A 23,288-nucleotide genomic window follows, 5' to 3' on the forward strand; every position below is an offset into this window, starting at 1 on the left:
CCGGGTTCCGAGCTTAGCGCGGCGCACGCCGCGCGAATGTGCCGAAGGCTTACTCGGCAGCGGCAGCCTGGCGGGCAGCCTTGGCGGCGGCGGCGGCGGCCAGGTCTTCCTTGATGCGGGCGGCCTTGCCCTGCAGACCGCGCAGGTAGTACAGCTTGCCGGCGCGGACCTTGCCGCGGCGCTTGACTTCGACCGAGTCGATGGTCGCGCTGTGGGTCTGGAACACGCGCTCGACGCCGTAGCCGTGCGAGATCTTGCGCACGGTGAAGGCCGAGTTCAGGCCGGCGTTCTTCTTGGCGATGACTACGCCTTCGTAGGCCTGCACGCGCTCGCGGTTGCCTTCCTTCACCTTCACATTGACGACGACGGTGTCACCCTGGCTGAACTGCGGCAGCTCGCGGGAAATCTGGGCGGACTCGAACTCCGCGATGATGGACTTGTTCAACTTGCTCATGGTGGCACCGATTCGATGTTCGGGTGGGTGTGTCGGGTCTCGACAACAAAGGCTGATGCAGTCGCGGAGAAGTCGCTGCACGTTTATCGTGATCTTGCAGCCCGCCCAGGCCGACCGGCCCGCGGGAACTGCGCATTGTAGACGAAGTTTCCGGCGCGTGGCTAGTCGCCCCGCCCCTCTCCTTGGGCGGCGTGCTCGGCCCGGAAGGCCTCCAGCAGCTTGCGATCGGCCTTGGACAGGGCGGCCTCGTCCAGCAGGTCGGGCCGCCGCAGCCAGGTCCGGCCCAGCGACTGCTGCCGGCGCCAGCGGGCGATGGCGGCATGGTTGCCCGAGCGCAGCACCTCGGGCACCTCGCCCCAGGCGTGGCTGGCCGGATGCGTGTAGTGCGGGCAGTCCAGCAGCCCGGCCTCGCCTTCGAAGCTGTCCTGGGCGGCGGACTCGGCGTCGTTGAGCGCCCCATCCTGCAGGCGGGTGACCGCGTCGATCAGCACCGCTGCGGCCAGTTCGCCGCCGGAAAGCACGTAGTCGCCGATGGAGATCTCCTCGTCGACCTCGTGCGCCAGGAAACGCTCGTCCACGCCCTCGTAGCGGCCGCACAGCAGCACCAGCCGCGGCAGCGCGGCCAGGTCGCGCACGCGCGCCTGGGTCAGCGGCCGGCCCTGCGGGGTCAGGTAGATCACCGGCGCGGGCGCGGGATCGGCCTGGCGGACTTCGTCCAGGCAGGCGCGCAGCGGCTCGATCAGCATCACCATGCCAGGACCGCCGCCGAACGGACGGTCGTCCACGCGGCGGTAGTTGCCGGCGGCGTAGTCGCGCGGATTCCAGCCCTGCAAGGCCAGCAGCCCACGCTCGCGCGCACGACCGACCACGCCATAGCCGGCGCTCTGGTCGATGAACTCGGGAAACAGGCTGATGACGTCGATGCGCATGAGCGGGAGGCCAGGAACGCGTGCGGGAAAGCGAGAAACGAAAACGGAGCGGATGGAAACGGATCGAACGAAGCAACCCTAGCCTTTACTCGTTCCTCTTTCCTCTCGGCCCGTTCCTAGAACTCGGGGTCCCAGTCCACGCCCACCACGCCGGCCCCGAAATCCACGCCGGTCACGAAGTCCGGCTGGATGAACGGGATCAGCCGCTCCTTGTCGCCCCGCGCCACCAGCACGTCGTTGGCGCCGGTGGAGAACAGGTGCGAGACGGTGCCGAAGTCGCGGCCGTCGGCGTTGATCACGCGCAGGCCTTCCAGGTCGACCCAGTAGTATTCGTCGGGCTGCGGCGGCGGCAGCGCGCTGCGCGGCACGGCGATCTCCAGCCCGACCATCGCCTCGACCGCGTCGCGGTCCTCGACGCCGGGGAAACCGGCGATCAGGTGCTTGCCCGAAGGCTTGCCGCGCACGCCGGAAATCTCGCGCTCGCGGCCGGCCGCATCGCGCAGGGTCCAGGGCTGGTAGCGGAAGATGGCTTCGCGCGGCTCGGTCCAGGACTCGATCTTGACCTGGCCACGCACGCCGAACGCGCCGACCACCCTGCCCAGCAGGATGCGGCGCGTTGCGTTCTCACTCATTGCAAGAAGACCGGCCGCGCCAGGCGCGGCCGCAGCGCGATCAGGCCGAAGCCTGGGCGTTGGCCTTGGCCGCTTCCTTGTACAGGTTGCGGACCTTGTCGGTCAGCTGGGCGCCGTTGCTCACCCAATGGTCGACGCGGGCGGTGTCCAGCACCACGCGCGGCTCGGCGCCCTGGGCGACCGGGTTGTAGTAACCCAGACGCTCGATGTTGCGACCGTCGCGCGCGCTGCGCACGTCGGTGACGATGATGTGGTAGAAGGGGCGCTTCTTGGCGCCGCCGCGGGTAAGGCGGATCTTGACCATGGTGCTCTCGTGTTGCCCAGTCGCCAGGATGGCGAGGTAAGCCGGCGATTATAGCCGGCTGCGCGCGCCGCGCAAACCCGCCCTCCCCCCGCTACCGGGACTCAGGGCCGAACCCAAGGCTGGGTGTCCAGCGCCCGGGCCAGCAGGGTCAGCAGTTCCGGCGCGGCCGGCAGCGGCCTGCCATCGATCGCGCAGACCGGCGCGCATCTGTTCGCGTTGGCGGTGAAGGCGGCCAGCGTGCCCGCGCGTTCCAGCGTCACATCAACCCGCCGCTGCGGCACGCCCAGTGCGTCCAGGCCCCGCTGCAGCAGGGCTTCGCAGGTGCCGCGCAGCGCCGGGCCCTGCGGCCAAAGCACCTCGCCGCCGTCCCAGAACCCGATGTTCCAGACCGAGCCTTCCACGACGCGCGCGCCCTGCCCTGTCGCTTCGACTAACAGCGCGTCGTCGGCCCCGGCCTGCCGCGCCTGGCGCCGGTAGTGGAACAGCGGCAGCGTGGCGATGTGCTTGATCTGCGGCAGCGGGCGCACGAACGCATAGGACTTCAGGGCCAGCGGCGCGCCCGGCGGCGCCGGCCGCGCATCCCCCACGGAGATCAGCCATTCCGGCGTCACCGGCTTGAGCGGATCGCGGTAGTCGAAGTCGCGCGCGAAGCCGGTGATCCGCACCGAGGCGTCCTCCACCCCGTCGAGCGCCTGCCGCATCTGCGCAAGCAGCGCGGACGCGTCGAACGGGGCGTCGAACAGCGTCGCCTGACCCTCGCGCAGCCGCGCCAGATGCAGATCGAGCCCCTGCAGCGCGCCGCGGCGCGTGCGGAAGGCGGTGAAGTGGCCGTAGTTGGACTGCGCCAGCGGACGCAGGTCATCGTCCGTGGCGGGCCGGCCGGCGATGCTCAGGCGCGGCGTGCTCACAGCAGCGCGTCGGCCTGCGCCCACCAGTCCCGCAGCAGCGCGGCGGCGGGCCTGGCCTGCGCGGCCCAGGCCGACTGCCCGGCCCAGGCCTGCATCGCGTCGAGCCGGTCCTCGGCCACCGCCTGCTTGCGCATCGCCGCGGTCAGGCCGCGCTGCACCGGATAAGGCGCGGGCCGTGGCGCTTCAGGATTTGCCGCCGCGCGGACATAGGCCGTGGCGATCGAACGCCCGAGCCGGCCGGAAAACGCACGCGTCGGCCAGGTGTCCTGAGGCTCGGTCTCGGCCAGGGCCTGCGCCCAGGCCGGCGCGATGGCGGCTTCCGGCGCGCGCAGGAAGGCGGTGCCGACCATCGCCGCGCTCGCGCCCAGCGTCAGCGCGGCGGCCACCCCGCGGCCATCGGCGATGCCGCCGGCTGCGATCACCGGCACCGACAGCGCATCGGCCAGCCGCGGCACCAGCGCGAACAGGCCGACCAGCTGGCGCTCGGCCGCGGCCGGATCGAATGCGCCGCGATGCCCGCCGGCCTCGTAACCCTGGGCGATCACCGCATCGGCGCCGGCGTCCTGTGCGCACTGCGCTTCGGCCAGCGTAGTCGCGGTGGCGAACCAGGCGATGCCGGCACGGCGCAGCGCCTGCACCTGAGCCGGTTCCAGCACCCCCATGATCGTGGACAGCACCTGCGGCCGCGCCGCCAGCACCGCGTCGAACTGTTCGTCGAAATCCGCCGGCCGCGCATCGCCGGCGCTTGCGGGCACCTCCGGCCCCCACCGCGCGAGCAGCGCGCGCACGGCCGCCTCGGCCTGCGCATCGCGCACAGGCGGCGCGTCGGGCACCCACAGATTGACCTGTGCAGGCCCGCCGGAAAGACCACGGAAGTCGTCCATCCAGGCGCCGATGTCCTGCGGCGTGGACAGCACCGCGCCCATCGCGCCCATGCTGCCGGCCTCGGCCAGCGCCGCCGACAGCGGCACCGGGCAGGCGCCGGCCATCGGCGCCAGCAGCACCGGCACGCGCACGCCGAAGCGCGCGCGGAAGTCTTCGGATCGCTGGCGCGCGGCCGAGGCCATCAGCCGATCAGCGGAACGGCATGCCGCCGCGGCCGCCACCGCCCATGGCGCCCATCATGCCGCGCATGCCGCGCATCATGCCCTTCATGCCGCCGCGGCCGAGCTTGCCCATCATCTTTTCCATCTGCGTGAACTGCTTCATCAGCTTGTTCACGTCGGCCGGCTGGGTGCCCGAGCCCTTGGCGATGCGCGCGCGGCGCGAGCCGTTGAGCAGCGCCGGGTTGCGCCGCTCCTTCTTGGTCATCGAATTGATGATGGCGATCATGCGCGGCACTTCCTTGTTGCCGGCGACCTGCGCCTTGAGGTGCTCGGGCACCTGGCCCAGGCCGGGCAGCTTGTCCATCAGCGCGCCGATGCCGCCCATGTTCTGCATCTGCTCGAGCTGGTCGCGCATGTCGTTGAGGTCGAACTTCTTGCCCTTGGCGACCTTCTCGGCCAGCTTCTGCGCCTTGTCCTTGTCGACCTGGCTCTCGACCTGCTCCACCAGCGACAGCACGTCGCCCATGTCCAGGATGCGGCTGGCCACGCGCTCGGGGTGGAACACGTCCAGGCCGTCGGGCTTCTCGCCCACGCCGATGAACTTGATCGGCTTGCCGGTGATGTAGCGCACCGACAGCGCCGCGCCGCCGCGGGCATCGCCGTCGGTCTTGGTCAGCACCACGCCGGTCAGCGGCAGCGCCTCGGAGAAGGCCTTGGCGGTGGTCGCCGCGTCCTGGCCGGTCATCGAATCGACCACGAACAGCGTCTCGACCGGCTTGACCGCGGCGTGCAGCGCCTTGATCTCGGCCATCATCGCCTCGTCGATGGCCAGGCGGCCGGCGGTATCGACGATCAGCACGTCGGTGAAGGACCGGCGCGCGTCCTCGATCGCGGCGCGGACGATGGCCTCGGGCTGCTGCGAGGCCTCGGAGGGGAAGAACGGCACGTCCACCTGCTGGGCCAGCGCCTTGAGCTGCTCGATCGCGGCCGGGCGGTAGACGTCGGCCGAGACCACCATGACCTTCTTCTTGCGCTTTTCCTTCAGGTGCTTGGCGAGCTTGCCCACGGTGGTGGTCTTGCCGGCGCCCTGCAGGCCGGCCATCAGGATCACCGCCGGCGCCGGCACGTTGAGGTTGAGGTCCTGGGCGGTGGAGCCCATCACCGCAGTCAGCTCGTCGCGCACGACCTTGATCAGCGCCTGGCCGGGGGTCAGCGACTTCAGCACTTCCTGGCCGACCGCGCGCACCTTGATGCGCTCGACCAGCGCCTGGACCACCGGCAGGGCGACGTCGGCCTCCAGCAGGGCGATGCGCACCTCGCGGGTGGCCTCGCGGATGTTGTCCTCGGTCAGGCGGCCACGGCCGCGCAGGCGCTCGATGGTGCCGGACAGGCGCTGGGTCAGGGATTCGAACATGGGGGCAACCGGAAGCGGAGGCGAAGCGGGCGCGCAGTATATCCGGGTGGGTTTCGCGCACTCCTCGGCGCGCCGCGCGTTCAACAAGAATGGTTCTCGAAAAGCGGAGCCGCGTGCGACACTGCGCGCCATGGGGTTCGTCCTTCCTTCCTGCGCGCTTTACCTGCTGGCGACCGTGCTGCTGGTGGGCGCTTTCGCGCGCGATGCCAGCGGGCCGAACCGCGGCTGGCGGGTGCCGGCGTTGCTGGCCATCGTCCTGCACGGCGGCTATCACCTGTGGGTGGCCTGGCGCACGCCGGGCGGGCCGGACATGCATTTCTTCTCGGCCCTGTCGCTGGTCAGCCTCGGCATGGCGGCGATGACCGCGCTGGTCGCGCGCGGGCGCATGGCGGCCGTGGGCGTGGTGTCCTTCCCGCTGGCGGCGCTGCTGCTGGCCGTCTACCACGGCTACGGCCACCGCCCCTCCTCGGGGCTGGACTGGCGGCTGCAGCTGCATGCCTGGCTGGCGCTGCTGTCCTACGCCACGCTGGCCGTGGCGGCGCTGCTGGCGATCATGCTGTGGGTGCAGGAACGCGCCCTGCGCCGGCGTGCGTTCCACGCCTGGCTGCGTGCGCTGCCGCCGCTGACCGAGCTGGAGACCCTGCTGTTCCGCACGATCGCGGTGGGCTTCGCGCTGCTGACCGCCACGCTGCTGACCGGGATGATGTTCGTGGAGAACCTCTTCGCCCAGCACCTGGTGCACAAGACCGTGCTGAGCGTGCTGTCCTGGCTGGTGTTCGGCGGCCTGCTGCTGGGCCGCTGGCGGCGCGGCTGGCGTGGCACCACCGCCGTGCGCTGGACCCTGGTGGCCATGGCCCTGCTGTTGCTGGCGTTCTTCGGCAGCAAGGCGGTGCTGGAGCTGATCCTGAAGCGCACCTTATAAGCTGACCGTTCTGTCAGCAGAATGGCGCGCCACGGCATTCCATTGCTGAAACAATATTTGCATTGACAAATATTCCAAGTGTGCGGATCATGCCGCGCCATGAATTCCCCCGCGTCCATCTGCCCGCCCGCGAGCGGGTCCTCGCTCGGCCTGCTGATCCGCCAGACGCGTGATGCGATCTGGCAGGCGATGGAGCGCGAACTGATCGCCGTTGGCCACGACCTGACCTTCAGCCAGTTCGTCACCATCAAGAAGCTGGCCGACGGCATCGCCAGCGTGACCGACCTGGCGCGCGCGGCCGAGGTCCACCCCGGCGCGATGACCCGCCTGCTCGATCGCCTCGAGGCGCGCGGCCTGGTCACGCGCAAGGCCGATCCGGGCGATCGCCGTGCCCTGCACATCCACCTCACCGAGGCCGGCACCGCCATCTGGCAGGACATCAACCTGTGCGGGCAGCGCGTGCTGCAAATCGCGACCCGCGGCATGACCGAAGCCGAGTCCAGCGAACTGATGCGCCTGCTGGAGCAGGCCCGCGACAACCTCACCTCCGAGACCGATTGACCATGTCCACGTCCGTTCCCCCACGCCTGCACGGCAGGCTCGCCGTGGCGCTGACCTGCGCGCTGGTGCTGGCCGGCTGCGCCAGCAGCCACGGCCTGACCACCAGCGGCCAGCCGCTCGACGCAGACACCCTTGGCGCCCGCCAGGTGCTGGGCAGCGATGCCTTCAGCGCCGCCGCCTTCCCGCGCCAGGACTGGTGGAACGCGCTGGGCGACCCGCAGCTGGACGGCCTGATCCGCGAGGCCCTGCAGGGCAGTCCGTCGCTGGCCGCGGCCGACGCGCGCCTGCGCCAGGCCAAGGCCCAGGCCGGGTTGGCCGATGCGCAGCGCAAGCCCACCCTCGACGCCACCGGCGAATACAGCGGCGTGCAGCTGCCCAAGGGCCTGGCCGGCCCGGAGATCGGCGGCGATGTGATGTGGGCCAACGTGCTGATGCTGGACTTCAAGTGGGCACCGGACCTGTGGGGCGGCCAGCGCGCCGCCTACGAGGCCGCCGTCGGCCAGGCGCGCGCCGCCGAGGTCGACGCCCAGGCCGCGCGCCTGACCCTGTCGGCCAACATCGCCCGCACCTACATCTCGCTGTCGCAGGCCTATGAGGCGCTGGACGTGGCGCGCCGCGAGCAGCAGCGCTCGGGCCGCCTGCGCGACCTGAGCCAGCAGCGCGTGGACGCCGGCCTGGACAACAACCTGCAGCTGCGCCAGGCCGAGAGCACCATCGCCGGCGCGCGCCAGCAGGAGCAGGCCGCCCAGCAGCAGATCGACGCCCTGCGCAATGCGCTGGCCGCCCTGCTCGGCAAGGGTCCGGACCGGGGCCTGACCATCGCCCAGCCCAAGCTGCTCGCCGCGCCCGCACCGTCGGTGCCCGGCGTGCTGCCCAGCGAACTGCTCGGCCATCGCGCCGACGTGGTCGCCGCGCGCTGGCGCGTGGAAGCGGCCAACCGCGGCATCGACGCGCGCAAGGCCGCCTTCAAGCCCAGCGTGAACCTGTCGGCGATCGTCGGCCTGGCCTCGGGCAACCTGTCGGACCTGTTCGACAGCGACGCGGTGCTGGGCCTGGGCGGCCCGGCGATCAGCCTGCCGATCTTCGACGGCGGCCGCCTGCGCGCCAACCTGGACAACGCCGACGCCCAGTACGACCTGGCCGTGGCCGGCTACAACGACGCCCTGGTCGGGGCCATGCGCGAGGTCGCCGACGCGGTCCAGTCGGCGCGCTCGCTCGATGCGCAGGTCGCCTCGCTGACCGAGGCGCGCGATGCGGCGCAGAAGGCCTACGACCTGGCCTCCAGCCGCTACGACGCCGGCCTCGGCAGCCAGCTGGACGTGCTCGCCGCGCAGCGACCGCTGCTGCAGCTGGAACAGCAGCTGGCCGACCTCCACGCCCGCCGCTACGTCGCCGTGGTCGATCTCGACCAGGCCCTGGGCGGCGGCCTGCCGCTGACCGCGCCGACTCCCTCTTCCACCAATACCGCCGATACCTCCACGCCATGAACACACAGACTCCCACCGCCCAGGCGGACGCGCAGCCGCCGAAGAAGAGCAACCGCAAGCGCTCCCTGCTCATCCTGCTCCTGGTGATCGTCGTGGCCGGCGCGGGCTGGATCGCCTACGAGCTGCTGTACGGCCGCTGGCACCAGAGCACCGACGACGCCTACGTCGCCGGCAACATCGTCTCGATCGTGCCGCAGACCATGGGCACGGTGGTCAGCATCGACGCCGACAACGGCATGCGCGTCCAGGCCGGCCAGCCGCTGGTGCACCTGGATCCCAACGACGCCCAGGTCAGCTACGACCAGGCCGTGGCCAACCTCGCCGGTACGGTGCGCCAGGTGCGCGGTCTGTACAGCAGCGTGGAGTCCAGCGAATCGGACCTGCGCGCCCGCCAGGTCGCCGTCGATCAGGCGCGCGCCGACGTCAAGCGCCGCGAAGGCCTGGTCGCCACCGGCGCGGTCTCGCGCGAGGAGCTGGCCCACGCCCGCGACATCCTGGCCTCGGCCGAGGCCGCCCTGGGCGGCGCGCGTGGCAACCTGCAGCGCACCCGTGCGCTGGTCGATGCCACCACCGTGTCCAAGACCCCGCAGGTGCAGGCCGCGTCCTCGCAGCTGCGCCAGGCCTACCTCAACCTGCAGCGCACGGCGATCCTCGCGCCGGTCTCGGGCTACGTGGCCCAGCGCCGCGTGCAGCTGGGCCAGCAGGTCCAGCCCGGCACCACGCTGATGACGATCGTGCCGATCGACCAGGTGTGGATCGAAGCCAACTTCAAGGAGACCCAGCTGGGCAAGATGCGCATCGGCCAGCCGGTCGAGGTGCATGCCGACCTGTACGGCGACGACGTCACCTACCAGGGCAAGGTCGACAGCCTGGGCCTGGGCACCGGCAGCGCGTTCTCGCTGCTGCCGGCGCAGAACGCCAGCGGCAACTGGATCAAGATCGTCCAGCGCCTGCCGGTCAAGATCGTGCTCGATCCCAAGCAGCTGCAGTCCCACCCGCTGCGCATCGGCCTGAGCACGGACGTCAACGTGAGCCTGAAGGACCAGAACGGCCCGGTGCTGGCGCCCGCCCGCCAGGCCGACGCCAAGCCGCTGATGAGCACGGCCGCCTACGAGAAGCAGTTGGCCGACGCCAACCAGCTGATCACCTCGATCATCGAGCAGAACCTGCCCGAGTCGGCCAAGACCAACTGAGCACGCCCTGATGTCCACCATCGCCGAAGACGCGGGCGGCGGCGCGCCGGCTACTCCCCAGCCGGCGGCGCAGCCGTTCCGCCCGCCGAACATGGCGCTGACCACGATCGGCCTGGCCCTTGCATCGTTCATGCAGGTGCTGGACACGACCATCGCCAACGTCTCCCTGCCCACCATCTCCGGCAACCTGGGCGCCAGCGCCAACCAGGCCACCTGGGTCATCACCTCGTTCGCGGTGAGCAACGCCATCGCGCTGCCGCTGACCGGCTTCCTGACCCGCAAGTACGGCGAGGTGCGGCTGTTCACCCTGGCCACGCTCGCCTTCGTGGTGGCGTCGTTCCTGTGCGGCATCGCCAACTCGATGGGCCTGCTGGTGGTGGCGCGCGCGCTGCAGGGCTTCGTCGCCGGCCCGATGTACCCGGTGACCCAGGCGCTGCTGATCTCGATCTATCCACCGCACAAGCGCGGCCAGGCCATCGCCCTGCTGGCGATGGTCACGGTGGTCGCGCCGATCGCCGGACCGATCCTGGGCGGCTGGATCACCGACAACTACAGCTGGGAATGGATCTTCTTCATCAACATTCCCATCGGCGTCTTCGCCAGCTTCGTGGTGGGGCGGCAGATGAAGGGGCGGCCCGAACAGCTGCAGTCGCCGAAGATGGACTACATCGGCCTGGCCACGCTGATCCTGGGCGTGGGCGCACTGCAGATCATGCTGGACCTGGGCAACGACGAGGACTGGTTCAACTCCACCAAGATCGTGTGGCTGACCATCGTGGCGGTGATCGCCCTGGCGGTCTTCATCATCTGGGAGCTGACCGAGAAGGATCCGATCGTCAACCTGCGCCTGTTCCGCCATCGCAACTTCACCGCCGGCACGCTGGCGATGGTGCTGGGCTACGCGGCCTTCTTCGCCATCGGCCTGTTGGTGCCGCTGTGGCTGCAGCGCAACCTGGGCTACACCGCGCTGTGGGCGGGCCTGGCGTCCGCACCACTGGGCATCCTGCCCGTGCTGCTGACGCCGTTCGTGGGCAAGTACGCCTCGCGCTTCGACCTGCGGCTGCTGGCCAGCTTCGCGTTCTTCGTCATGGCCTCCACCAGCTTCCTGCGCTCGGGCTTCAACCTGGACGTCAACTTCGGCCGCGTGGCCGAGGTCCAGCTGATCCAGGGCCTGGGCGTGGCGCTGTTCTTCATGCCGGTGTTGACCATTCTGCTCTCGGACCTGGAGCCGCATGAGATCGCCGCGGGATCGGGCCTGGCCACCTTCGTGCGCACGCTGGGCGGCAGCTTCGCCGCCTCGCTGACCACCTGGGCCTGGAACCAGCGCACCACGGTGCACCATGCGCAGCTGACCGAGCACATCAACGCCTACGATCCGGCCATGCAGCAGACCGTGAACCAGCTCGGCCGCGGCGACCTGCAGACCGGCGCGGTGGCGCTGAACCAGATGATCGGCCAGCAGGCCGCGCAGATCGGCTTCAACGAGATCTTCCACCTGCTCGGCATCATCTTCCTGTCGATCATCGTGGTGGTGTGGTTCGCCAGGCCGCCGTTCACGGCCAAGGCCGGTGGCGCCGCCGCGGCCGGCGGCCACTGAGGCACCCACCTTCCGCGCCACAACAAAGGGCCGCAGCGATGCGGCCCTTTGCTTTTGACAGTACGAGCAGGCCCTCCGCCGTCGTTCCCGCGAACGCGGGAACCCAGCGACTTTCGCACGCAAGCAGCCAAGGCACTCGATCCCCGCGTGCGCGGGAATGACAGGCTGTTCTCAGCCGCCCCGCCCCGGGCTCACAGGATCCCGATCTCCTTCAGCCACTGCTCCAGCAGCACCGGCCACATCTTCACTACCGGATGTTGGGACGGGCGCAGCCCGAAGGCGTGCCCGCCCTTGGCGAACAGGTGGACCTCGGCCGGCACGCCGGCCTGCTCCAGCGCGCGCGCATACAGCGTGCTGTTGCAGATGTCGTCGACCGGATCGTCCCAGTCCTGCAGCAGGAAGGTCGGCGTGGTGCGCGCGGTCACCTTGAAGCCCGGGGCGAACTTGCCGTCGCGGCACAGGTGCCCGGGGTAGGCCGCGATCGCGAAATCCGGACGGCTGCTGAGCCTGTCGGCCGCGTCCACCGGCGCATAGCTGGAGGTGAAGATGTTGCTGGCCTGCGCCACCAGATAGCCGCCGGCGGAGAAGCCGATCACGCCGACCTTGGCCGGGTCGATCCGCCACTGCGCCGCATGCGCGCGCACCAGCCGGATGGTGCGCTGCGCGTCCTGCAGCGCGAACGGCGTCCTGGGCGTGACCGCGCAGTTGCAGTCCTTGTCGTAGTGGTGGTTGCCGCCCGGCACCCGGTACTTGGACAGGATGCAGGTCATGCCGCGGGAGGTGATCCAGTCGCAGATCTCGGTGCCTTCCAGGGTGATGGCCAGCATCACGAACCCGCCGCCGGGAAAGACGACCACGGCCGCGCCGGTGTTATGCCCCTTCGGCGGGTAGACCGTCATGGTGGGAACGCTGACGTCGAACACGCCCTGCGACACGTCGCCGCCGAGCGCATCCGGCGTGACGCTGGTCCGCACCCGCTCCGGCTTGCGCGTGGTCTCTTCCGGATCCGGCGCGGCGTGTGGCCAGATCGGCAGCTGCGTCTTGCCATCGGGTGCCTGCCACACCCCGACACGCTCGACGTCCGCCGGGAGCGGATTGGCCGGCGCCGCCAACGCCGCACGACCGGACAGGCCAAAGACAACCGCCGCACACACCACGCCATACAGGATTCGATGCATGTTCCGACGCCTTCCGACTGAGAAAAAGGTCGGCGCTATAGTCTGATCCGCCCTGTACGCGCGCAAAGGATGTTGTCTCTTGGCAGCTTCAAGAAGATCTCATGTGCCCGTGGGCCCATCGGTGTCGTTGAACGCGCTCAAGGCCTTCGAAAGCGCGGCCAGGCACCTGTCGTTCACCGTGGCCGCCGACGAACTCTCGGTCACGCCCGCGGCGATCAGCCATCAGGTCAAGTCGCTCGAGGACCGGCTGGGCGTGCGCCTGTTCCGGCGCACGTCCAGGGGCCTGGTCATCACCGACGAAGGGCTGGCCCTGGTGCCGACCCTGAGCGAGACGTTCGCGCGCCTGGGCCGGCTGCTGGAGCAGTTCGAGCACGGCCACCGACGCGAGGTGCTGACGGTCAGCGTCGTGGGCACCTTCGCCATGGGCTGGTTGCTGCCGCGCCTGCAGGCGTTCGAGGCGCGGCACCCGATGATCGACCTGCGTCTGCTCACCAACAACAACCGCGTGGACGTCGCGGGCGAAAGCCTGGATTTCGCGATCCGCTTCGGCGACGGCGCCTGGCACGGGCTGCAGGCCGAGCGCCTGCTGGACGCACCGCTTTCACCGCTGTGCTCACCGGCGATGGCCGCGCCGCTGCGCACGCCCGCCGACCTGAAGGACCTGCCGCTGCTGCGCTCGTATCGGCCGCAGGACTGGCCGGCCTGGTTCGAGGCCGCCGGTTGCGCGACCGTGCCGCTGCGCGGCCCGGTCTTCGACGCGTCGACACTGATGGCGCAGGCGGCGATCGACGGCCACGGCGTCGCCCTGGTGCCGCCTCGCATGTTCGCGCGTGAGATCGAAAGCGGGCGCCTGGTCCAGCCGTTTCCCATCGCCGTCAGCACCGGCGCGTACTGGCTGACGATGTTGAAGAGCCGTCCCATCGCACCGGCGATGTCGGCCTTCAGGCGATGGCTGCTGGCGGAAGGACCAGGGGCATAGCGCGCCGGGCGCGCTAGCGCAGCAGGACCACTTCCTCGGCGCTGGTGGGATGGATGGCGACGGTGTCGTGCAGATCGTCCAGGGTGGCGCCCAGCTTCACCGCGACCGCGAAGCCCTGCAGGATCTCGTCGGCGTTCTCGCCCATCAGGTGCACGCCGACCACGCGCCGTTCCGGGCCCGCGCACACCAGCCGGAACAGGCTGTGCTGCGGCGCGTCGGCCAACGCATAGAGCATCGGCCGGAAGGTGGTCGAGTAGACCTTGACCGCCTCCTCGCCGAACCTGGCCTGCGCTTCCTTCTCGCTCAGGCCCACGCTGCCCATCGGCGGGTGCGAGAACACCACGCTGGGAATGTTGTCGTAATCCAGCTTCGCCTTGGGCTTGCCACCGAACAGCCGGTCCATCAGCCGCCGCGCGGCGGCGATCGCCACCGGGGTCAGTTCGACGCCGACATCGGTGACATCGCCGATCGCATGGAGGCCCGCCACGTTGGTGTCCTGCCACGCATCGACCTGCACGTAGCCCTCGTCATCGGTGCGCACGCCGACCGCCTCCAGGCCCAGGTCATGGGTATTGGGCGTCCGGCCGGTGGCGAAGATCACGCAGTCGTACTCGCCCGGCATCGGGCCGGTGTCGGTGAGCACGCGCGTGGCCTGGCCGTGGCGTTCCAGCGCGGTCACCTGCATGTCGAAGAACAGGCGGATGCCACCCTGGCGCAGGTTCTCGGCCAACTGGTGGGTCAGGCCGCGGTCGAAGGTTTGCAGCAGGCACGGGCCGCGCACGAACAGTTCGACCTGGCTGCCCAGCGCCTGCAGCACCCCGGCCAGTTCGACGGCGATGTAACCGCCGCCGATGATCGCCACCCGCGGCGGCGCCGAGCACAGGTTGAAGAAGCCGTCCGAATCGATCGCCAGTTCCGCGCCTGGGATGTCCGGCCGCTTCGGATGGCCGCCGGTAGCGATCAGCACATGCCGCGCCTTGAACTCCAGCCCGTCCTCGCAGCGCACCCCGCCCGGCACCAGCCGGCCGCGCGAGGGAATGCGGCTGATGCCGGCCTTGTGCAGCCGGCGACGGTAGCTGTCGTGGATGCCGGCGATATAGCGCTGGCGATGGACCACGAACTCCTGCCAGTCCAGCGGCCCGTGCTCCACCTGGAAGCCCAGATCGCTGGCCATGTCCAGATGCCGGGCGATCTCGGCCGCCAGCCACATCGCCTTCTTCGGCACGCAGCCGACGTTGACGCAGGTGCCGCCCAGTTCGCCCGGTTCCAGCAACGCCACGCTGGCGCCGTACTCGGCCGCGCGGAAGGCGCCGGCCAGCCCCCCGGAGCCGCCGCCGATGACGATCAGATCGAAGGCGCTGTCAGCCGCTGCCTGCATGGATGTTCACTCCGCTCGCTTCTCAATGTGTCCTCGCAGCATGCCCGCGTCCCGGCCCACGAGGGGTGAGGACCGCGCGAGGGATCAATGCCTTGTCCGGCGCGGCGGGCGCGCATAGGTCAACGTGCGCAGCACCCATTCGGCAGGCCCGGCGCGGCCACGCGCGATCCACCATCGGCTCAGCGCCAGCTGCAGCGCGAAAATCACCAGCGCCAGCGGCAACTGCCAGCGCCGCGCCAACCCGAAGGCGCCCAGGCCATAGCCGTAGAAGAGCGCGGTGCACACCAGCGACTGCAGCAGATAGTTGCTCAGCGCCAGGCGGCCGGTCGCGGCCAGCGCCGCGCGCAGGCCGCCGGCCACGGGCCGCGCCTGCAGCCAGCGCAGCGTCCAGGCCACATACCCCAGGCAGATCGGCAGGCTCGCCGCCGAAGCCAGCGCGCTGCCGAGGCAGGTGCGCAGGTCAGCGTGGCCCGGCTCGATCCGTGGTGCCAGCCACACCGCCAGCGCCATCGCCCCAAGGCCCAGCGGCAATGCGACCCAGCGCATCGCCCACAGGGCACGTGCATGCCGCGACGGCGCGGCGATGACCCCGCCCAGCCAGCCGCCCACCAGAAACAGGCCGAAGACCTGCGTCGCGTTGATCGGCAGCGCCAACAGGGTGCTGACGAAGTCGTGCAGCCGTTGGCGCGTGGCGGCGAGGAAGTCGCCATGGGCGTAGGCGTTGACCTGCGCCTGCACATGGGTCTGAACGTTCACCGTCTGGTCGTGCAGGGTCTGCTGCCAGGCAGGATCCTGCGCCAGCGACGCGCCCATCGCCGCGACGCCCAGCAGTGCTCCCGCCGGTGCCAGGAACAGCACCACGCCGATCCACGCCAGCAGGCCACCGAGGGTCTCGCGAAACCCCAGCAGCACCAGCCCGCACAGCGCGTAGGTCACCAGGACGTCGCCGGACCAGACCAGCAGCGCGTGGGCAAGTCCGATCAGCAGCAGGCCCGCGCAGCGCCGCAGCCAGACCGGCGCCAGCGCCCAGCCCTCGCGCTCGGCGCGCGCGGCCAGGCCGGCGAAGCCGGCGCCGAACAGCAGCGAGAACAGCGCGATGAACTTGCCCTGCACCAGCACGTAGATCGCCGCATCCACCCAGCGGTCCGCACCGGACAGCGCGGGGTCCACGCCGGTGCCCATCATCGCCGGCGGGCCGGCGAAGCCCTCCAGGTTCATCAGCAGGATGCCCAGCAGCGCGATCCCGCGCAGCACGTCCATCGCCGGCAGGCGCGCGTCCTCGCCCAGCGGCGCGGGCCGCGTCAGCGCGGTCGGCTCAACGCGCATCGCGTCGATCCAAAACGACGACGGCCCGCATCACGCGGGCCGCCGCCAGGCTCGCCGAGGCAAGCGCATGCATCAGTGCTGGTGACCGCCATCGCCGTGCACGTGGCCGTGCTCGATCTCCTCCGGCGAGGCCTCGCGCACCTCGACGATCTCCACGTCGAAGTGCAGGTCCTTGCCGGCCATCGGGTGGTTGAGGTCGACGTCGACCACGCTCATGCCGACCTTCTGGATGGTCACCGCGCGCGGACCGAAGTTGGTCTGCAGCACGACCTGCTGGCCGGCGGCGAGCTTCTGGCCGCCGAAGTGCTTCTTGGGCACGCGCTGGCTCAGGCCATCGCGGCGCTCGCCGTAGGCATCGGCCGCGGCCACGTCCACGCCGAAGCTTTCGCCGGCTTCCTTGTCCATCATCGCGGCCTCCAGGCCGGGGATGATGTTGCCGTGGCCGACCAGGATGGCCAGCGGCTCGCGGTCCCTGGAGGACTCCAGCGGCTCGGCGCCGACTTCGGACACGGTGTAGTGGAAACGCACGACGCTGTCTTTGGCGATTTTCATTGCAAACTCTGGTGAAGGCCGCGGTGGCGCGGCTGGGGGCGCGGCTTGTCCGCCGCAGGGCGTGCGGACCACAATGGCCGCGATGAAGACCGTCCATTATCCGGGCTCGCCCCGGCGCATGCCAGCCGCCCTGCCCGGACGCGGCCTGGCCGTTGCCGGACTCGCACTGGTCCTGGCCCTGCTGGCCGGCTGCGGCAGCGAGCGCCCGGTGGTCCGGGCCAAGGCGCCGCCACCGCCCCGGGTCTGGTCGGTGCAGCCGGTGGCCGACCCGATGGCGGTCAATTCGGTGGTCATGCGGGCGCTGGGCCTGGTCGGCACGCCCTACCGCTACGGCGGCAACACGCCCGACTCGGGCTTCGACTGCAGCGGATTGGTCAACTACGTCTACCGCGACATGCTCGACCTGCGCCTGCCGCGCACGTCCCGGGAGCTGGCCCAGATCCAGGGTCCTCGGATCGAGGAGACCCGTCTGGCGCCGGCCGACCTGGTGTTCTTCGGCACGCCCGGCAGCGTCAGCCACGTCGGCATCTATGTCGGCGAGGGCCGCTTCGTGCACGCCCCCAGCAGCGGCGGAACGGTCCGCCTGGACTCGCTGGACGGGGTCTACTGGCGGGATCATTACAGTGGCGCGCGCCGGGTTGTTAATTAAGCGTGATTCTTAAAATGTGATGGGTGTCGCAACCACCTCCACGCTCCTGTAACGAACTTTGAACAATTTCACCGGCATCTAACGGCAAACTCCAGTCTCCGCCGCGAACCTTCACCAGCCCGTGACGAACGACGACCTGAAGTTGGGCCAGCCGCTCACCACCCGCAAACTGCGTCGTGGCCCGCTTCCCCTGCTGATCCTGGCTCTGCTTGGCACCGGTGCCGCGCCGCTGGCGATGGCCCAGGAAGCCACCTCTCCTCCCGCCGCGCCGTCCCCGGACGTGGCCACGGTCACCAGCCCGGTGGCCACCACGGTCGCCACCGGCGTACCGACTCCGATCAATACCAACGCCACCGCCGCCGTTCCGGCCGGGCAGCCGATCGCCGCTCCTGCGGCGCCGGCCGTGACCGTCCCGGTCGCGGCGCTGGCCCCGGCGGCCGCCGTGCCGGCCGTGGCCGCCAGCGGTTCGCTGCGCGACAAGGCCACCGAGGCCGCCGCCGCCACCCTCACCGCGCTGCTGCCGCGCCTGGCCGCCAGCGACACGGTGCCGGTCATGGACCGTTCCACCACGCTGGCCGGTGACCTGAGCCGCCTGCTGAGCCACTACAACCTGGCCGGTGCCGCGGCTGCGGCCGGCGGCCAGGCCGATGTCGGCAAGGTGCAGAGCGTCCTGCAGAGCGCCCTGGCCCTGCTCGGCACGCCCTACCGCTGGGGCGGCACCGACCCGGACAGCGGTCTGGATTGCAGCGGCCTGGTGAGCTACGTGTTCCGCACCGCCCTGGGCGTGGACCTGCCGCGCGTCTCGCGCGACATGGCCGCCGATGGCGAGGGCGAACTGATCAGGAACCGCGAGCAGCTGCGCCAGGGCGACCTGGTGTTCTTCGGTGCCCGTGGCCGCGTCAACCACGTCGGCATCTATGTCGGCGAGGGCCGCTTCCTGCATTCGCCCAGCACCGGCAAGGACGTGCGCGTGGATACGCTGACCTCCGGCTACTGGGGCGGTCGCTTCATGCAGGCGCGCCGCGTCTCGCTGTAAGCGCGGACTCAGGGCTGCAACCGAAAGCCGGCGCATGCGCCGGCTTTTTTGTTGTTCGCTCTGATCGAGGGACTTGGCGCGTGCCAGTGCTGCTTCGGACGGGCAACGGTCCGGCGGGCGGTGGCCGCCTATCCCTGAGGGTCTAGGCGTGGAACGCGGCCACGGTCTGCTCGATGTCCTTGCTCAGCTCCATCACCTTGATGGCGTAGTCGGCCAGGCGCTGGTCCGCCTCGCTGGTCGGCGTCCATGGCGGCACGGGGGTCGGCTTGCCCTCGGCCTGATCCATGGCCACGAACACGATCACGCAGTGCGTGCACAGGCGGCTGACCGCCTCGCCTTCGCCCGGCTCCAGGTCGCGCGCGCGCACGTCCACGGCGAAGTGCATGCTGCTGGTGCCGGTGTGGACCAGCTTGGCGGTGACCGTGACCAGGTCGCCGATGCGGATCGGGGCGACGAAGCGGATGCCGCCCACCGCGACGGTGACGCTGTAATGTCCGCTCCAGCCGACGGCCGCGGCATAGCCGACCTGGTCGATCCAGCGCATGACCACCCCGCCGTGGACCTTGCCGCCGTAGTTGACGTCCTTGGGTTCGGCCAGGAAGCGGAAAGTCAGTTCGCGTTGCTCGCCACGCATGGGGTCTCCTGAAGATCGGGCTGGGGCGCGCGCCGCGCCGGGCTGGTCGAGGGGCCGGCGCCGACGCCGGTCGGGCGAGGATAGTCGGTTGCGGGTCGGGCGACTTTCGCGCCATCCTGTTGGCTTCCCGCTCAATGGAATGAACACCGCATGCGCACCTCCCTCGGCCTGCTGTTGGGCATCGTCGTCGCCGCCGCCGTCGTGGCCGGCGGCGGCTATGGCTACCAGCACCTGTACCGCCTGCCCTCCGGCCCGGACTTCTATACGGTCTCCAACCTGGCCGAATACGCCATGGCGGCGCCGCGCGAGGCGCTGGCCTGCCTGATCGGCGGCTTCGCGCTGGCCGGGCTGTTCGGCGGCGCCGTCGCGGCCAAGATCTCCAGCGCCAACCGCAGCGCCCCGGCGATCACGGTGGGTGCGCTGGTGATGGTGGGCGTGATCGCGCTGGCGGTGTTCGTGCCCTTCCCGGCCTGGGTCACGGTGGTCGCGCTGCTGCTGCCGATCCCGATGGCCCTGTTCGCCACGCGCCTGGCCACGCCGCGCCACGAAGTCTGAGCGCAGCACGCGGGGCGCCTGATCGCCTCGATGCGGACGACCAGCGACGCGACGCCGCGAATGCCGAAGCGGCGCACGTGGCGAAAACGCAAAGGGCGCGCTGCCAGGCAGCGCGCCCTTTGCTTTGACGAGGCGTTGGACGGTCAGCGCTGCGGAGCCGACTCCACGCCGACGTTGGTCGGCGCCGCATCGTAGACCTGCTTGTCGAGCAGGCCGGTCTCGCGCGCCACCAGGGTCGGCACCAGCATCTGCCCGGTGACGTTGGTCAGGGTGCGCATCATGTCCAGGATGCGGTCGATGGCGTACAGATAGCCGATGGTCTCCAGCGGCAGGCCCGCGGCGGTCAGCACCACCGTGGCCATCACCACCGCCGTGCCCGGCACGCCGGCGGTGCCGAAGCTTCCGAGCACCGAGGCGATCAGCACGATGAAGTACTGGTTGGCGGACAGCGGCACGCCGGTGTACTGCGAGATGAAGAGCGCGCACAGCGCCGGGTAGATCGCCCCGCAGCCGTCCATCTTGATGCTCGCGCCCAGCGGCACGGCGAAGGCCGCGTAATCCTTGTTCACGCCCAGGTTGTGGGTGATCGAGCGCATCGACACCGGCATGGCGGCGAAACTGGACGAACTGACGAAGGCCACCTGCATGCCCGGCGCGGCGCCACGGAAGAATTTCAGCGGGTTGAGCCCGTGGATCAGCAGCAGGCCGCCGTAGACCACCACGATGTGCAGGATGCAGGCGATGTACAGGGCCAGCACGAAGTTGCCCAGCGGCAGCAGTTTCTCGAAGCCGTAGGCGCCCACCAGCGCGGCGATCAGGCCGAAGGTGCCGATCGGGGTGACCTCCAGCACGAAGCGCGTCACCTGGATCATGATCTCGCTCATCTGCGCGGTGACCTTGCGCGCCTCGGCCACGCGATCGCCCAGCTTGACCATGGCGAAGCCGAGCAGCGCGGCGAAGAAGATCACGGGCAGGATGGAACCGCGGCCCGCCGCCAGCACCGTCTCACCGGCCGCGTTGGTCCGCGTGCCGATGCCGGTCAGGGCGAAGAACGGGTTGGACGGGACCACGTCCAGCAGCACCTTGATCGGGCTGGGCACGTCGCGCGGCTTCCACGCCGAATCGATGGCGATGCTCAGCGCGCCGCTGCCCGGCTGCATGACCGTGCCGACCAGCAGGCCCACGCCCACCGCCAGGCAGGCGGTGACGACGAACCAGCCGAAGGTGCGCGCGCCGAGCGCGGCGATGGACTTCTGCCCGCTCAGCGCCGAGATCGCGTTGATCACCGCGAAGAACACCAGCGGGATGGCGATCATCTTGATCAGGGTGACGTAGAGATCGCCCAGCGGGCCGAACCAGGTCTCCGCGCGCGGCCCGAGCGCCCAGCCGGCCAGCGCGCCGAGCACGAAACCGGCCACCACCCGCTGCCAGAACGGGATCTTCAGCCATGCCTGCACGAGTTTCACGAAAGGGCGCCCCGCCGTCGATGCAAGCACGCACCTTACCGCGCGCCGCCCGCGCATGGCGATGCCCGGCGTGGAACCCGGCGGGCCAGCAGCGGGACAGGTCGGGCCTGCGCCGCGCTGGGACGCCGGTCCGGATCGTCATCTGGCTGTTGTCTGGGCGAGGCAGACTTGGCGGTCGGTCCATTCCAACGTCCCCGCATGCGCCTGTCTCCCCGCCCCGCCCTCGCCCTGACCGCCTCCCTGGGCCTCACCCTGCTCACCGGCTGCGCCAGCAGCGGCGGCGCCAGGCCCGCGACCGCCGTCGCGGCCCCGGACGTGCCGCAGGTCGCCCACCCGCAGGGCGAGACGCCGCAGTGGTGGTATCGCAGCGGCGCCGCGCGCGCGGCGGGCAACGGCGCGATGGCCGGCAAGGCGCGCAACGTGATCCTGTTCCTGGGCGACGGCATGAGCCTGACCACCGTGGCGGCCGCGCGCATCCTGGAAGGCCAGCGCCGCGGCGCTTCCGGCGAGGAGAACGCCCTGAGCTGGGAGACCTTCCCCGCCACCGCCCTGAGCAAGACCTACAACACCGATTCGCAGACGCCCGATTCGGCCGGCACCATGACCGCGATCATGACCGGCGTGAAGTCGCACATGGGCGCCATCGGCGTCAGCGCCGGCACCCGCGGCGACTGCGCCGACAGCTTGAACAAGGGCCTGCTGACCTGGCTGCAGCTGGCCGACAGCGCCGGGCTGGCCACCGGCATCGTCACCACCACGCGCCTCACCCACGCGACCCCGGCGGCGACCTACGCGCACAGCCCCGAGCGCAACTGGGAGAACGACGCCGACCTGCCCGAGGCCGCGCGCCAGGCCGGCTGCACCGACATCGCCCAGCAGCTGCTGACCGACGCGCGCTTCGGCCGCGGTCCGCAGGTGGTGCTGGGCGGCGGACGCAGCCAGTTCCAGAGCGCCACCGAGCGCGACCCGGAGTACGACGACAAGGTTGGCCTGCGCCTGGACGGGCGCGATCTGGTCGATGAGTGGAAACAGGCCCATCCGGGCGGCGCCTACATGTGGAACGCGGGCCAGTTCGAGGCGGCCAAGGACGCGCCGGCCCTGCTTGGCCTGTTCGAGCCGGACCACATGCAGTTCGACCACGACCGCAACCGCGGCGCCCAAGGCGAGCCCAGCCTGGCGCAGATGACCACTGCGGCCATCCAGTCCCTGGCGCGCCAGCCGCAGGGCTTCGCGCTGATGGTCGAAGGCGGCCGCATCGATCACGCCAACCATTACGGCAACGCCTTCCGCGCGCTGGACGAGACCATCGCCCTGTCCGACGCGGTGCGCGCCGCGGTCAGGACCGCGCCGCCGGACACGCTGATCATCGTCACCGCCGACCATTCGCATGCGCTGAACTTCGTCGGCTATCCGGTGCGCGGCAACCCGATCCTGGGCAAGGTGCGCGGCGTCTCCGGCGAGGATGGCGACCGTTCGCAGTACGCGCGCGACGCCAACGGCCAGACCTACACCACGCTCAACTACGCCAACGGTCCGGGCTATCCCGGCGCGAGCAACGCCCAGCCGGCCGGCCCCAAGCGCTTCCCGCACGAGCCCTCGGAGTTCAAGGCCGCGCAGGGCCGCCCGGTGCTCGACGAGGTCAACACCGAGGATCCGGACTACCTGCAGGAAGGCATGATCCCGATGAAGTCCGAGAGCCACGGCGGCGACGATGTCGGCGTCTGGGCCATCGGACCGGGCAGCGAGGCGGTGCACGGCACGATCGAACAGAACACGCTCTACCACCTGATCGTGCAGGCCACGCCCGCGCTGCGTGCGCGCCTGTGCAAGGCGGGGACGTGCAATGCCGATGGCGTGCCGGTGGAACTGCCGGTGGTGGGGGCGTTCGAGGTGAAGTGAGGCGGCGTTTCTTGTTTCGTGGCGTCATGAAGCAAGAGCAGAGCAAGAGCGGAAGGAGCAAAGTCCCTGGATTCCCGCTTTCGCGGGAATGACGACCGGGGAGTGATGCTCTGCTCGCTGCTCCTGCTGCGATCGCGGTTGCTTTTACCAGGCGCCAAAAAGGAAAAGGCCGCTTTCGCGGCCTCTCCT

General features: G+C 70.3%; 23 protein-coding genes. 10 read left to right on the forward strand and 13 right to left on the reverse strand.

From position 1 onward, the window contains the following. Positions 1–49: 49 nt before the first annotated feature. From rplS to ffh, 7 genes are all read right to left on the reverse strand, one after another. Entirely contained in the window at positions 50–454 is a 405-nt protein-coding gene (gene rplS / locus LAJ50_RS13090) for a 50S ribosomal protein L19 (protein ID WP_130519020.1), read from the reverse strand. Between the two features lie 161 nt (positions 455–615). Then, a complete protein-coding gene (gene trmD, locus LAJ50_RS13095; RefSeq protein ID WP_138651911.1) occupies positions 616–1,383 on the reverse strand; it encodes a tRNA (guanosine(37)-N1)-methyltransferase TrmD in 768 nt (255 codons plus the stop codon). Positions 1,384–1,499: 116 nt separating this feature from the next. Further along, positions 1,500–2,015, reverse strand: a complete 516-nt coding sequence (gene rimM / locus LAJ50_RS13100) for a ribosome maturation factor RimM (RefSeq protein ID WP_138651909.1) — start codon at positions 2,013–2,015, stop codon at positions 1,500–1,502. Between the two features lie 40 nt (positions 2,016–2,055). Beyond that, positions 2,056–2,319, reverse strand: coding sequence for a 30S ribosomal protein S16 (gene rpsP, locus LAJ50_RS13105; RefSeq protein WP_130519026.1), 264 nt, complete (start codon positions 2,317–2,319; stop codon positions 2,056–2,058). 101 nt (positions 2,320–2,420) lie between these two features. Next, complete coding sequence (locus LAJ50_RS13110) at positions 2,421–3,227, reverse strand: aminotransferase class IV (RefSeq protein ID WP_224096319.1); 807 nt, start codon at positions 3,225–3,227, stop codon at positions 2,421–2,423. Further along, the gene (locus tag LAJ50_RS13115; protein ID WP_130549631.1) at positions 3,224–4,294 is read right to left on the reverse strand and encodes a nitronate monooxygenase; all 1,071 of its coding nucleotides are present in this window, start codon (positions 4,292–4,294) and stop codon (positions 3,224–3,226) included. The genes LAJ50_RS13110 and LAJ50_RS13115 overlap by 4 nt, the downstream gene beginning before the upstream one ends. Before the next feature lie 7 nt (positions 4,295–4,301). Then, positions 4,302–5,687 (reverse strand): signal recognition particle protein, encoded by a 1,386-nt coding sequence (gene ffh, locus LAJ50_RS13120; protein ID WP_130549632.1) that lies wholly within the window; start codon positions 5,685–5,687, stop codon positions 4,302–4,304. 130 nt (positions 5,688–5,817) lie between these two features. Between ffh and ccsA the strand changes: the two genes are divergently transcribed. The 5 genes from ccsA (at position 5,818) to LAJ50_RS13145 (ending at position 11,447) form a co-directional block, all read left to right on the forward strand. Then, a complete protein-coding gene (gene ccsA / locus LAJ50_RS13125; RefSeq protein ID WP_130549633.1) occupies positions 5,818–6,609 on the forward strand; it encodes a cytochrome c biogenesis protein CcsA in 792 nt (263 codons plus the stop codon). A 99-nt stretch (positions 6,610–6,708) separates the two neighbouring features. Next, the gene (locus tag LAJ50_RS13130; protein ID WP_130549634.1) at positions 6,709–7,170 is read left to right on the forward strand and encodes a MarR family transcriptional regulator; all 462 of its coding nucleotides are present in this window, start codon (positions 6,709–6,711) and stop codon (positions 7,168–7,170) included. A 2-nt stretch (positions 7,171–7,172) separates the two neighbouring features. Beyond that, the gene (locus LAJ50_RS13135) at positions 7,173–8,657 is read left to right on the forward strand and encodes an efflux transporter outer membrane subunit (protein ID WP_138651907.1); all 1,485 of its coding nucleotides are present in this window, start codon (positions 7,173–7,175) and stop codon (positions 8,655–8,657) included. Beyond that, positions 8,654–9,850 (forward strand): efflux RND transporter periplasmic adaptor subunit, encoded by a 1,197-nt coding sequence (locus tag LAJ50_RS13140; RefSeq protein WP_130549636.1) that lies wholly within the window; start codon positions 8,654–8,656, stop codon positions 9,848–9,850. The genes LAJ50_RS13135 and LAJ50_RS13140 overlap by 4 nt, the downstream gene beginning before the upstream one ends. A 10-nt stretch (positions 9,851–9,860) precedes the next feature. Beyond that, positions 9,861–11,447, forward strand: coding sequence for a DHA2 family efflux MFS transporter permease subunit (locus tag LAJ50_RS13145; RefSeq protein ID WP_130549637.1), 1,587 nt, complete (start codon positions 9,861–9,863; stop codon positions 11,445–11,447). 191 nt (positions 11,448–11,638) lie between these two features. Here the strand turns inward: LAJ50_RS13145 and LAJ50_RS13150 are convergent, their stop codons facing one another. Then, positions 11,639–12,625 (reverse strand): alpha/beta hydrolase, encoded by a 987-nt coding sequence (locus tag LAJ50_RS13150; protein WP_138651905.1) that lies wholly within the window; start codon positions 12,623–12,625, stop codon positions 11,639–11,641. Positions 12,626–12,728: 103 nt separating this feature from the next. On the opposite strand from LAJ50_RS13150, the gene gcvA reads away from it, so the two are divergent. Continuing rightward, positions 12,729–13,604, forward strand: coding sequence for a transcriptional regulator GcvA (gcvA, locus tag LAJ50_RS13155; protein ID WP_205961509.1), 876 nt, complete (start codon positions 12,729–12,731; stop codon positions 13,602–13,604). 13 nt (positions 13,605–13,617) lie between these two features. On the opposite strand, the gene gorA is transcribed toward gcvA, so the two are convergent. From gorA to LAJ50_RS13170, 3 genes are all read right to left on the reverse strand, one after another. Further along, positions 13,618–14,982: a glutathione-disulfide reductase gene (gene gorA / locus LAJ50_RS13160; protein ID WP_138651903.1), complete on the reverse strand. Its 1,365-nt coding sequence runs from the start codon at positions 14,980–14,982 to the stop codon at positions 13,618–13,620. 84 nt (positions 14,983–15,066) lie between these two features. Then, a complete protein-coding gene (locus tag LAJ50_RS13165; protein ID WP_138651901.1) occupies positions 15,067–16,308 on the reverse strand; it encodes a DUF418 domain-containing protein in 1,242 nt (413 codons plus the stop codon). Between the two features lie 72 nt (positions 16,309–16,380). Further along, the gene (locus LAJ50_RS13170; protein WP_138651899.1) at positions 16,381–16,860 is read right to left on the reverse strand and encodes a peptidylprolyl isomerase; all 480 of its coding nucleotides are present in this window, start codon (positions 16,858–16,860) and stop codon (positions 16,381–16,383) included. A 118-nt stretch (positions 16,861–16,978) separates the two neighbouring features. Here LAJ50_RS13170 and LAJ50_RS13175 point away from each other — a divergent pair, with 118 nt between their 5' ends. Beyond that, positions 16,979–17,509 (forward strand): C40 family peptidase, encoded by a 531-nt coding sequence (locus LAJ50_RS13175; RefSeq protein WP_224096582.1) that lies wholly within the window; start codon positions 16,979–16,981, stop codon positions 17,507–17,509. A 424-nt stretch (positions 17,510–17,933) separates the two neighbouring features. Then, complete coding sequence (locus LAJ50_RS13180) at positions 17,934–18,545, forward strand: C40 family peptidase (protein WP_224096584.1); 612 nt, start codon at positions 17,934–17,936, stop codon at positions 18,543–18,545. A gap of 142 nt (positions 18,546–18,687) precedes the next feature. Here LAJ50_RS13180 and LAJ50_RS13185 read toward each other — a convergent pair whose 3' ends face one another. After that, positions 18,688–19,179: a hotdog domain-containing protein gene (locus tag LAJ50_RS13185; protein ID WP_130549643.1), complete on the reverse strand. Its 492-nt coding sequence runs from the start codon at positions 19,177–19,179 to the stop codon at positions 18,688–18,690. A gap of 150 nt (positions 19,180–19,329) precedes the next feature. On the opposite strand from LAJ50_RS13185, the gene LAJ50_RS13190 reads away from it, so the two are divergent. Beyond that, the gene (locus LAJ50_RS13190; RefSeq protein ID WP_130549644.1) at positions 19,330–19,734 is read left to right on the forward strand and encodes a hypothetical protein; all 405 of its coding nucleotides are present in this window, start codon (positions 19,330–19,332) and stop codon (positions 19,732–19,734) included. A gap of 143 nt (positions 19,735–19,877) precedes the next feature. Here the strand turns inward: LAJ50_RS13190 and LAJ50_RS13195 are convergent, their stop codons facing one another. Next, positions 19,878–21,200, reverse strand: a complete 1,323-nt coding sequence (locus LAJ50_RS13195; RefSeq protein ID WP_130549645.1) for a dicarboxylate/amino acid:cation symporter — start codon at positions 21,198–21,200, stop codon at positions 19,878–19,880. Positions 21,201–21,398: 198 nt separating this feature from the next. On the opposite strand from LAJ50_RS13195, the gene LAJ50_RS13200 reads away from it, so the two are divergent. Beyond that, positions 21,399–23,099 (forward strand): alkaline phosphatase, encoded by a 1,701-nt coding sequence (locus LAJ50_RS13200; RefSeq protein ID WP_130549646.1) that lies wholly within the window; start codon positions 21,399–21,401, stop codon positions 23,097–23,099. Positions 23,100–23,288 lie beyond the last annotated feature (189 nt).

The organism is Pseudoxanthomonas sp. X-1 (genome assembly GCF_020042665.1).
Classification (GTDB): Bacteria; Pseudomonadota; Gammaproteobacteria; order Xanthomonadales; family Xanthomonadaceae; genus Pseudoxanthomonas_A; species Pseudoxanthomonas_A spadix_A.

Bases quoted from the DNA above. Each gene is read 5' to 3' on its own strand.
- rplS (WP_130519020.1), bottom strand. From the start codon at position 454: ATGAGCAAGTTGAACAAGTCCATCATCGCGGAGTTCGAGTCCGCCCAG.
- trmD (WP_138651911.1), bottom strand. From the start codon at position 1,383: ATGCGCATCGACGTCATCAGCCTGTTTCCCGAGTTCATCGACCAGAGC.
- rimM (WP_138651909.1), bottom strand. From the start codon at position 2,015: ATGAGTGAGAACGCAACGCGCCGCATCCTGCTGGGCAGGGTGGTCGGC.
- rpsP (WP_130519026.1), bottom strand. From the start codon at position 2,319: ATGGTCAAGATCCGCCTTACCCGCGGCGGCGCCAAGAAGCGCCCCTTC.
- LAJ50_RS13115 (WP_130549631.1), bottom strand. From the start codon at position 4,294: ATGGCCTCGGCCGCGCGCCAGCGATCCGAAGACTTCCGCGCGCGCTTC.
- ffh (WP_130549632.1), bottom strand. From the start codon at position 5,687: ATGTTCGAATCCCTGACCCAGCGCCTGTCCGGCACCATCGAGCGCCTG.
- ccsA (WP_130549633.1), top strand. From the start codon at position 5,818: ATGGGGTTCGTCCTTCCTTCCTGCGCGCTTTACCTGCTGGCGACCGTG.
- LAJ50_RS13130 (WP_130549634.1), top strand. From the start codon at position 6,709: ATGAATTCCCCCGCGTCCATCTGCCCGCCCGCGAGCGGGTCCTCGCTC.
- LAJ50_RS13135 (WP_138651907.1), top strand. From the start codon at position 7,173: ATGTCCACGTCCGTTCCCCCACGCCTGCACGGCAGGCTCGCCGTGGCG.
- LAJ50_RS13140 (WP_130549636.1), top strand. From the start codon at position 8,654: ATGAACACACAGACTCCCACCGCCCAGGCGGACGCGCAGCCGCCGAAG.
- LAJ50_RS13145 (WP_130549637.1), top strand. From the start codon at position 9,861: ATGTCCACCATCGCCGAAGACGCGGGCGGCGGCGCGCCGGCTACTCCC.
- LAJ50_RS13150 (WP_138651905.1), bottom strand. From the start codon at position 12,625: ATGCATCGAATCCTGTATGGCGTGGTGTGTGCGGCGGTTGTCTTTGGC.
- gorA (WP_138651903.1), bottom strand. From the start codon at position 14,982: ATGCAGGCAGCGGCTGACAGCGCCTTCGATCTGATCGTCATCGGCGGC.
- LAJ50_RS13165 (WP_138651901.1), bottom strand. From the start codon at position 16,308: ATGCGCGTTGAGCCGACCGCGCTGACGCGGCCCGCGCCGCTGGGCGAG.
- LAJ50_RS13170 (WP_138651899.1), bottom strand. From the start codon at position 16,860: ATGAAAATCGCCAAAGACAGCGTCGTGCGTTTCCACTACACCGTGTCC.
- LAJ50_RS13175 (WP_224096582.1), top strand. From the start codon at position 16,979: ATGCCAGCCGCCCTGCCCGGACGCGGCCTGGCCGTTGCCGGACTCGCA.
- LAJ50_RS13185 (WP_130549643.1), bottom strand. From the start codon at position 19,179: ATGCGTGGCGAGCAACGCGAACTGACTTTCCGCTTCCTGGCCGAACCC.
- LAJ50_RS13190 (WP_130549644.1), top strand. From the start codon at position 19,330: ATGCGCACCTCCCTCGGCCTGCTGTTGGGCATCGTCGTCGCCGCCGCC.
- LAJ50_RS13200 (WP_130549646.1), top strand. From the start codon at position 21,399: ATGCGCCTGTCTCCCCGCCCCGCCCTCGCCCTGACCGCCTCCCTGGGC.